The 1,634-nt window shown below is 44.4% G+C and carries 2 protein-coding genes and 1 tRNA gene; all 3 read right to left on the bottom strand.

All coding sequences use genetic code 11. The features are described 5' to 3' along the window. Nucleotides 1-231: 231 nt before the first annotated feature. Nucleotides 232-1,110, bottom strand: coding sequence for a Rha family transcriptional regulator (locus ACI3UA_RS08620; protein WP_439724408.1), 879 nt, complete (start codon nucleotides 1,108-1,110; stop codon nucleotides 232-234). A gap of 121 nt (nucleotides 1,111-1,231) precedes the next feature. Next, entirely contained in the window at nucleotides 1,232-1,528 is a 297-nt protein-coding gene (locus ACI3UA_RS08615) for a hypothetical protein (RefSeq protein ID WP_439724407.1), read from the bottom strand. Between the two features lie 24 nt (nucleotides 1,529-1,552). Continuing rightward, a tRNA-Lys gene (locus tag ACI3UA_RS08610) sits at nucleotides 1,553-1,628 on the bottom strand. Between the last annotated feature and the right edge of the window lie 6 nt (nucleotides 1,629-1,634).

The following is a 1,634-nucleotide window of genomic DNA, read 5'->3' as shown; positions in this document are numbered from 1 at the left end:
CTGTCAGCCAGGTAATATTCGCAAAACAACTTAAAATCATGGGCGCATTTGTCTTTCATGGAGCCGACTTCTGCATCCCTGCGAAGTTTGTTGCCAAAGATTTCTTTCATGATGTTCTCTGCCAATTCACTTCACCTCATATTTCTCCATGTGTTCTATTATCTTTTTGTGCCGTGCATTTGAGTAAAATGGTTGCCCAGGATACCATTTCTCAAAGTCAGTCGTGTATTTCTATCGATTACAGCTCTGACAGGCAGGAACAATGTTACCTATCATATCAACTGCTTCAGGATGGTTAATGGACAGCACGGATTGAGGAATGATATGTTCGGCAATCAATGGCGTTTCCTCAGCCCCACAATAAGCACATCGACCGCCGAACTCATTAACTACCTTTGTCCATTCAGTTCTATTACCGAACACACCATGCTTTGACACAGGCTTACCTCTGATGGAGTACGTAATCGTATGTGTCTCAAGTCCAATCACAAGCTCCTCGATGGTACTGAGCCCAACGTGGTTCAATAGCCATTCCTTTACCGTTATGTTTATCATATTGCTGTAAGGAACATCTACGCCAGCATAGGAACCTATCTCATCATAAAAATCCCTGATGCGCTCACGATGCGTAGCTTCTTTCCAGCGAGCAGTAAGATGGTCAAAGAAATGATGAGGAGCAATGTACTCCTTAAGTATCCCCGATTCTCTTAATTGCTTCCGCAGGTCAGCTATGGCATCAATAGATTCCTGTAGCTTTCCCTCAAGGCTATGCTGTCTTATAACAGCCTCCATAGCATTAAACTGATTAAGGAATTTCATTTTCCATTCGAGTGCCTTGGTTCCGGTGAACCCCATTACCAGTATGGCAAACCCATCGCGGTTCATGAGATATTCCGTGTACCTCTGTTTGTTCTGCGGATGGATATATGTGTGTTCATAGAACCAGATGGGGTGTCCACCATTTTGGACATACCCTTCTGAGATATAATCACCGTACATACGACGTATCTCAGCAACCAGTTTATCATGCCTCTTACCGAAAGCTGTAGCTACGACACGACTGGAAGTCACGGCTTCCCTATTGTCTATCGTCGTAATTAAGTCTTTCATCGTGTCCTATGCTCAAACATTTCCTTTCTTGCAGCCCTGTAATCATCCCTGTCCTTAACATGTCTTCGCAAGTCCCTGCCCTTCTTTACATGGCGAGGCTTGCGATTCTTTTCTTCCATGCTCATACATCAGCAACCGCAGAAGAAAACTTCTTCACGATGGAGTTTACAATCTCAAGGTCATCCTCGCAGAGCGTGGAGGATTTACTGTCAGCCTCAGCTTTCTCCTTGATATACTTGAGCTCCAGGGACGTAAAGTCATTCGTGTAATCACTGGTACTAATCTCAATCTCACGAGGAGTCTCCAGCTTATGCCACGCCCCATCAACGAAGAACTCTGATACGGACACGGTAAACGAACCAGTACCGGTGCTGGACACGGAACCAGTTAACTTCACAGAATCATTTGCATTAATCATAATCATTCTCCTTTTACATATTTATGGTGGCTCGTCTGGGAATCGAACCCAGGACATCACGATTAAAAGTCGTGTGCTCTACCAACTGAGCTAACGAACCATGTGA

Origin of the sequence: Anaerovibrio sp., from assembly GCF_051866355.1 — a bacterium.
Taxonomy (GTDB): Bacteria; Bacillota; Negativicutes; order Selenomonadales; family Selenomonadaceae; genus Anaerovibrio.
Note: the sequence above shows the minus strand (reverse complement) of the source record. Positions and strands in the feature narration are given on the sequence as shown.